The sequence below is a fragment of the Nonomuraea sp. KM90 genome (assembly GCF_052246675.1).
In the GTDB taxonomy this organism is placed as follows: Bacteria; Actinomycetota; Actinomycetes; order Streptosporangiales; family Streptosporangiaceae; genus Nonomuraea.
Genome location: NZ_JBQQCB010000244.1, coordinates 1 through 7,312, shown reverse-complemented (window position 1 = coordinate 7,312; position 7,312 = coordinate 1). Strand labels below are relative to the sequence as shown.

The following is a 7,312-nucleotide window of genomic DNA, read 5'->3' as shown; positions in this document are numbered from 1 at the left end:
GCCGCCCATCCGAGCGCCTCGGGCGGCACACTACGGCACACCGAGCGAACGAACAGGATGATCAGGCGGAAACCTCCGCCACACCGAACCCATTACTCAGGACGATCAAGGCGTGAGTCATCGAGGTTAAGGCTCGCTAACTTACTGGTCACTCGGCATGAGGGCCTTGTTGTGCCAACTATCTAGATATATCGTCACGGTATCTCGATAGTTGGAGGCAATCATGCGCGAACCCGACTTCTGGGACTCTCCTCCGCCCCTGCCCGCACCGCCCCCGTTCCCGCCCGGACCGCCCGGAGCGCCGCCGGGCCCGCCGTTCCCCGGGCCGCCGCCGCACGTACACTTCGCCGTCCACGGGAACGTCGCCGCGCCGCGCATCCGCCGCGGCGACGTCCGGGCGGCCCTGCTGGCCCTGCTGTACGAGGAGCCGCGCAACGGCTACCAGATGATCCAGGGCATCGAGGAGCGCAGCCGCGGCGTCTGGCGGCCGAGCCCGGGCTCGGTCTACCCGGCGCTGCAGCAGCTCGAGGACGAGGGCCTGGTGACCGGCGACGAGTCGGGCGGCAGCCGTACGTACCGGCTGACCGAGCGGGGCCGCGAGCAGGCCGCCCGGCACGCGGACGAGGCGCCCTGGGAGGAGGTCGCCCGCACGGTCTCCGACGACCACCACGAGCTGCGCCTGCTCTGGGCCCAGCTCAACGAGGCGTTCACCCTCCTGGCGCACACGGCCAGCGACCAGCAGGTGGAGGCGGCCAAGAAACTGATCAAGCAGACGCGCAGATCCATTTTCCAGATCCTGGCGGAGGACTGAATGACCGCGGACCCGGCGATCGCCGTACGCGGGCTGAAGAAGACGTACGGCAAGGTCGAGGCCGTCAAGGGCGTCGACTTCGAGGTGCGCCCCGGCGAGGTGTTCGGGTTCCTCGGCCCGAACGGCGCCGGCAAGACCACCACCATCAGTATGCTCTGCACGCTGGTGAACCCGACCGGCGGCGGCGCCACGGTCGCGGGGCACGACGTGGTGAAGGAGCGCGACGAGGTACGCAGGAACATCGGCCTCGTCTTCCAGGACCCCACCCTGGACGGCTACCTGAGCGCCGAGCAGAACCTGCGCTTCCACGCCGAGCTGTACGGCGTGCCGAAGCGCGTGGTCGGCGACCGGATCCGGCAGGTGATGGAGATGGTCGCGCTGTGGGACCGCAAGGACGCCAAGGTGATGACGTTCTCGGGCGGCATGAAGCGGCGCCTGGAGATCGCCCGCGGCCTGCTGCACTCCCCCAGGGTGCTGTTCCTCGACGAGCCCACCGTCGGCCTCGACCCGCAGACCCGCTCGGCCATCTGGGGGTACATCAACCAGTTACGGCTCACCGAGGACATCACCATCTTCATGACCACCCACTACATGGACGAGGCCGAGTACTGCGAGCGGATCGCGATCATCGACCACGGCGAGATCGTGGTCATCGACTCCCCCGAGGCGCTGAAGGCCAGCGTCGGCAAGGACCGCGTACAGATCCAGACCGCCGACGACACCGAGGCGATCAGGGCACTGCGGGAGCGGTTCGGGCTGGACGCGGCCGTGCGCGAGGGCGCGGTGACGTTCGCGGTGGCCTCGGGTGAGGAGTTCGTGCCCCGGCTGTTCGCCGAGCTCGGGATGCCGATCAGGTCGGTGAGCGTCTCCCGGCCGTCCCTCGACGACGTGTTCATGTCCTACACCGGTTCCACGATCCGCGACGCCGAGTCCGGCGACGGCAACATGGCGTGGATGAGAGCGATGGCGAGGCGGTAGTCATGGCGACAGAGGCCATCAGCGTCCGGGTGCCGGGCCGCAGCGCCGGGCACGACCTCCGGGCCGTCAAGGTCGTGCTGCACCGGGAGATGCTCCGCTTCGTCAACGACCGCACCCGCATGTTGTCCATGCTCATGCAGCCCGTGCTGTGGCTGTTCGTCATGGGCACGGGGCTGGGGTCGCTGGTGCAGGGCTCGATCCCCGGGATCGACTACCGGACGTTCATGTATCCCGGCATGATCTCCATGACCGTGATCATGACCGGCATGTTCTCGGCGGGCTCCATCGTGTGGGACCGCGAGTTCGGCTTCCTGCGGGAGATGCTCGTCGCGCCCGTCTCACGCGGGGCGATCGTGATCGGCAAGTGCCTGGGCGGCGCCATCGTGGCCACCGGGCAGGGCGTCGTCATCCTGGCGATGGCGGGGCTGGTGGGGGTGCCGTACTCGCCGACGCTGTTCGCCACGCTGCTGGCGGAGATGTTCCTGGCGGCGTTCACGATCACGGCGTTCGGGGTCATGCTGGCGGCCCGGATGAAGAACATGCAGACCTTCTTCGGGCTGATGCAGATGGCGATCATGCCGATGATGTTCCTGTCCGGGGCGATGTTCCCGCTGGCCAACCTGCCTTCGTGGCTGCACGTGCTGACGGTCGTCAACCCGATGACGTACGCGGTGGACCCGATGCGGGAGGCGGTGTTCTCCCACCTGAACGTGCCGGCCGAGGTCAACGCGGTGCTCAACCCCGGGGTGCGGTGGTTCGACTTCCAGGTGCCGGTGGCGCTGGAGCTGGGCATCGTGGCGGCCCTGGGGGCGGCGCTGCTGGCGGTGGCGGTCGCGGAGTTCAAACGGGCGGAATAGGACTGGCTTTCGCATCCGACTGCGATCGATCTTGCACGGAGGGTAGCTCGAAGAGGAGCGCAGTTCCGATGTTCGATCTCCAGGAGAAGTGTCGTGACCTTGAAGTCAGGGTCTCGAGGCTGGAGACGACCGCAGACGAGGACGAGGCCCGGGGTGGTGTGCCCCGGGCCTCGTTCGGTGCCGGATGGTCAGCGCTTCACGCGGACGTAGTCGCGGCGGCTGTCGTCGCCGTAGGTGTCCTCGTCACCGCCGAACACGAACTTCCAGTGGCCCGACTTCCAGGCCCGGACCTTGGTGTAGAGCCGGCCGCTGTCGCCTGACCAGGTCGACTTCACGTACTGCCACTTCTTCGAGCCCACCGGCTTGAAGTACAGCGCCACCTTGCCCGCGTAACCCTCCCACGAGCCCTCGTCGTCGATCTGCAGCGCGCCCCTGAACCTCAGGTACTTGCCGCGCTTGATCGGCTCCGGGTAGGCGTTGAACTTGATCAGCCGGGTGTCGGCCTTGTCCACCGACGGCGGCGGGGCGGGCTGCACGACGCGCACCCAGTCGGCGTCGCTGACCGAGCCGTTGACGCCGCGGGCGCCCCGGTACTCGGCGCGCCACCAGCCGGAGGTCTGCGCGGACGCGGAGGCCCAGAAGCGGCCGTGGCGGCCGGTCACGGCGCTCGTGACGTACTCCCACCGGTGCGAGCCGTCCGCCCGGAAGTAGACGGCCACGCGCTGGCCGGACACGCCGTCGCGGCCCTCCACCCGCAGGGCGCCGGTGAAGGTGAGCTTGTCGCCCTTGTCCACCGGCTCGGGGCGGGCGTCGAAGCCGGCGATGCTGCTGGCCCGGTTGCCACGCCTGACGTCCACCCTGTCGGCGTCGCTGACGGTGCCTCTGGCGGTGGCCGTGGTCGCGAACTCGGCACGCCACCAGCCGGTGGCGTCGGCCCGCACCCGGGCGCCGAACCAGCCGCCGCGGCCGGTCGTCACCTTGGTGACCTCACGGTAGGAGTCGGAGCCGCGCCCGCGGAAGGTGATGGAGACGGACTGGCCGTCGTACCCCTTGCCGCCGGCCAGGAGGCGGCCGGTGACGCGGATGGTGTCGCCCCTGTCGACCAGGTCGGGGCCGGCGTCGAAGTCGGCGATCTTGGTGTCGAGTGCCCTGACGACGTCGAACGTGCCGGACTTGGAGGCGTCCCCGTCACCGTGCGCGGTGGCGGTGTAGCTCCACTTGCCGACGGCGCCCGCGCCGAAGGACTTGGTGCCGGTCCACTTCAGGCCGCCGGAGACGGCCGCCGACGTGACGGTGACCGGGTCCCCGTTGAGCTTGAGGTCGGCCGTGGTCGCATTCGTCGTGGTGAACGTGAACGTGACGCTGACGTCGGTGTCGAAGACGACGATCGGAGGGGCCGGGCTGATGCCCACATCGCTGATGGTTGGGGCGGGTGCCGCCGTCGCGGTCGCGGGGGCCGAGGCGAGTGCCCCGGCGGCGAGTACGAGGGCGAGGGCGGCGACACGAATGCGTTGTAACATGCGGGTTCCTTTCTGGAGACCCCATTGGTTCAACGCGGCATTGAGGGTGCCACGTGTGTCATATAAGTAGACGTGCAGCCTCCGGGGAAGGTTGTGGATTCTGACAAACCGTTATAGGCGGGTGTCAAACGGACCGGTCCACAACGTGTCACCGGCGTCCGGCAGACGTCAGGGCCGATCAAAGACATAATCGAGGTGTGGCGCGCGACACTGTTGAGACTCACTTCACCGAGGCGGTTGCGACACTGGAGACGGGCCCCGCGCGAGATCCGGGGCTCCCGGTCCGCGAGGGCACGACGCTGACCGGCGAGCAGTGCCGGACGTTGTTCCGCCGCCAGCTCGACAGCCGCCTGCTCGACATCGCGGCCCGCTGGCTGCGCGAGCAGGACGAGGGCTACTACACGATCGGCTCCGCCGGTCACGAGGGCAACGCGGCCGTCGCCGCCGCCCTGCGGCCCGGTGACCCCGCGCTGCTCCACTACCGCTCCGGCGCGTTCTACCTGACCAGGTCCGAACAGGCCGGGCGGCTGCCCGAGCAGGGCCTGCGCGACGTGCTGAAGGGTCTGACCGCGGCGGCCGACGAGCCGATCGCCGGTGGGCGGCACAAGGTGTTCGGCCATCCCGACCTGGCCGTCATCCCGCAGACCTCCACGATCGCCAGCCACCTGCCCAGGGCCGTCGGCGTGGCGTTCGCCATCGAGCGGGCGCGGGCGCTCGGGGTCCGCTCGGCCTGGCCGGAGGACGCGGTCGCGGTGTGCAGCTTCGGCGACGCCTCGATCAACCACGCCAGCGCGCTGTCCGGCTTCAACACCGCCTCCTACGCCACCTACCAGGGGCAGGCGCTGCCGTTGTTGTTCGTGTGCGAGGACAACGGCATCGGCATCAGCGTCCGCACTCCCCAGGGCTGGGTGGAGGCGGCCGCGCGGCGCCCCGGGATCGAATACTTCGCCGCCGACGGCTGTGACCTGCCCGCCGCCTACGACGCCGCCGTCCGCGCCGCCGAACACGTACGCGAGCGGCGCTCCCCCGCGTTCCTGCACCTGTCGACCGTGCGGCTCATGGGGCACGCCGGGTCCGACGTCGAGTCGGCGTACCGCACGCAGCGCGAGATCAAGGGCGACCTCGCCCGCGACCCGCTGCTGCGCACGGCGGCGCTGCTGGTGGAGGCCGGGCTGGAGACCCCGGACGAGCTGCTCAAGATGTACGAGTTGGCGCGCGAGCACGTGCTGCGGATCGCCCTGGAGACGACGCGCAGCCCGCGCCTCGGCACGGCCAAGGAGATCATGGAGCCGATCGCGCCGCGCCGGCCCGAGCTGATCGCCAAGATCAGCCCGATGGCGGCCTCGGCCTCGGTCAGGGAGAAGGCGTTCGCCGGCGCGCTGCCCGAGAACGACAAGCCCATGACGCTCTCGCAGTCCATCAACCGCACGCTCGCCGACGCGCTGGCCGTCTACCCGGAGATGACGGTGTTCGGCGAGGACGTCGCCAAGAAGGGCGGCGTCTACGGTGTGACCAGGGGGTTGCAGAAGCGGTTCGGGGCGGCACGGGTGTTCGACACGCTGCTCGACGAGCAGGCCATCCTGGGGCTGGCGCTCGGCTCCGGCGTGACGCGGCTGCTGCCCGTGCCGGAGATCCAATATCTGGCCTACCTGCACAACGCGCTCGACCAGATCCGCGGCGAGGCGGCCACGCTGTCGTTCTTCTCGCGCGGCGCCTACACCAACCCGATGGTGGTGCGGGTGGCCGGCTACTCCTACCAGAAGGGGTTCGGCGGCCACTTCCACAACGACAACGCGGTGGCCGCGCTGCGCGACATCCCCGGGCTGGTCATCGCCTCACCGGCGCGTCCCGACGACGCCTCCGCCATGCTGCGCACGTGCCTGGCGGCGGCCCGCACCTCCGGGTCCGTCTGCGTGTTCCTGGAGCCGATCGCGCTCTACCACACGCGCGACCTGTTCGACGCGGGCGACGGGGGCTGGCTGGCGCCGTACGCGCCGCCCGCCCGCTGGCCGGAGACCCACGTGCCGATCGGGCGGGCGCGCTCCTACGGCGACGGGCGCGACCTGACGATCGTGACGTTCGGCAACGGGCTGCGGATGAGCCTGCGGGCCGCCGTGCGGCTGACCCAGGAGGGGTACGGCTGCCGCGTCCTCGACCTGCGCTGGCTGGCCCCGCTGCCGGTCGAGGACCTGCTGCGGGCGGCCGAGCTGACCGGCAACGTGCTCATCGCGGACGAGACCCGGCACACCGGCGGCGTCTCCGAGGGGATCATGACCGAGCTGCTCGACGCCGGGTACAACGGGGCGATCGCGCGGGTGACCTCGGCCGACAGCTTCATCCCGCTCGGCGGGGCGGCCGATCACGTGCTGCTGTCGGAGGAGGAGATCGAGCAGGCGGCGCGCAAGCTACTGGGCTGACCTGGCCACCGCGCCCCTGATGCAGGCGGGTTTCGACCAGGCGACCGTCGAGTTCTCGGAGATGCGCAGCGGCACGCCCACCAGGAAGCAGTAGCCGCTGTCCGGGTCGAGTCCGGCCACGCGGGTCGAGGTGGCGCCCTGGCCGAGCGCGGTGATGGCCTGCTCGCCCTGCTTGACCGGGGAGCGCTGGACGACCACCGGGTAGCGGCGGGCGTCGGCGGGCAGCGTCCATCGCAGCTCCACCAGCGCGCCCTGGTCCGCCGTCACCTCGACCCGCTTGGGGGCCAGGGCGGCGATGTCCTGCTCGTCGATGGCGCTGCTGCTCGGGGGCTGGGATCGGGCGGTGCCGGTGGCCGTCGCGGCGGTGCTCTGGGGGGTGGCCTCGGGGGTGGCCGGCGGCTCGATCGACAGGTACACGGCCAGCGCCGTGCCCGTCGCGGCCACGGCCGCCACCGCGCCGCTGATCAGGAGGCTCCTGCGGGCGCGGGAGGGGGACGGCGGGACGGTCGCCGCCCGGCCGGGAGCGTGCGCGCCCGGCGCGGAAGGGGGGACGGTCGGCACCTGGCCCGGCGGGAGGTGGTGGCCGGTCGTCGGAAGCGCACTCCCGGCCGCCGGCAGGTGGTGGCCGGTCGTCGGAAGGGCACCCCCACCCGGTGGCAGGTGGCTGCCCGTCGTGGGAAGCGCGCCGGCGCCCGGCGGCCCGGGGCTGCCGGTGGTGGGCGGGAAGGG

The 7,312-nt window shown here is 70.8% G+C and carries 5 protein-coding genes and 1 pseudogene; 4 read left to right on the top strand and 2 right to left on the bottom strand.

The genetic code is table 11. From position 1 onward, the window contains the following. Nucleotides 1-223 precede the first annotated feature (223 nt). From ACTWPW_RS62210 to ACTWPW_RS62200, 3 genes are read left to right on the top strand one after another with little or no spacing between them, the layout of a single operon-like run. Nucleotides 224-811: a PadR family transcriptional regulator gene (locus tag ACTWPW_RS62210; RefSeq protein WP_375118824.1), complete on the top strand. Its 588-nt coding sequence runs from the start codon at nt 224-226 to the stop codon at nt 809-811. Further along, a complete protein-coding gene (locus ACTWPW_RS62205) occupies nt 812-1,789 on the top strand; it encodes an ATP-binding cassette domain-containing protein (RefSeq protein WP_375118823.1) in 978 nt (325 codons plus the stop codon). 2 nt (nt 1,790-1,791) lie between these two features. Beyond that, on the top strand, nt 1,792-2,646 hold the full coding sequence (locus ACTWPW_RS62200; RefSeq protein WP_443174724.1) for an ABC transporter permease: 855 nt from the start codon (nt 1,792-1,794) through the stop codon (nt 2,644-2,646). Nucleotides 2,647-2,834: 188 nt separating this feature from the next. On the opposite strand, the gene ACTWPW_RS62195 is transcribed toward ACTWPW_RS62200, so the two are convergent. Further along, complete coding sequence (locus tag ACTWPW_RS62195) at nt 2,835-4,166, bottom strand: hypothetical protein (RefSeq protein WP_375118821.1); 1,332 nt, start codon at nt 4,164-4,166, stop codon at nt 2,835-2,837. Nucleotides 4,167-4,363: 197 nt separating this feature from the next. Here ACTWPW_RS62195 and ACTWPW_RS62190 point away from each other — a divergent pair, with 197 nt between their 5' ends. Beyond that, nucleotides 4,364-6,583 (top strand): thiamine pyrophosphate-dependent enzyme, encoded by a 2,220-nt coding sequence (locus ACTWPW_RS62190; RefSeq protein WP_375118820.1) that lies wholly within the window; start codon nt 4,364-4,366, stop codon nt 6,581-6,583. Here the strand turns inward: ACTWPW_RS62190 and ACTWPW_RS62185 are convergent. Further along, nucleotides 6,572-7,312, bottom strand: a pseudogene (locus ACTWPW_RS62185) (hypothetical protein); the annotation flags it as partial. The gene ACTWPW_RS62190 and the pseudogene ACTWPW_RS62185 sit on opposite strands and share 12 nt — an antisense overlap.

What these genes read in the sequence shown, in the direction of transcription:
- ACTWPW_RS62195 (WP_375118821.1), bottom strand. Translation starts at nt 4,166, where the DNA reads ATGTTACAACGCATTCGTGTCGCCGCCCTCGCCCTCGTACTCGCCGCC.
- ACTWPW_RS62200 (WP_443174724.1), top strand. Translation starts at nt 1,792, where the DNA reads ATGGCGACAGAGGCCATCAGCGTCCGGGTGCCGGGCCGCAGCGCCGGG.
- ACTWPW_RS62210 (WP_375118824.1), top strand. Translation starts at nt 224, where the DNA reads ATGCGCGAACCCGACTTCTGGGACTCTCCTCCGCCCCTGCCCGCACCG.
- ACTWPW_RS62205 (WP_375118823.1), top strand. Translation starts at nt 812, where the DNA reads ATGACCGCGGACCCGGCGATCGCCGTACGCGGGCTGAAGAAGACGTAC.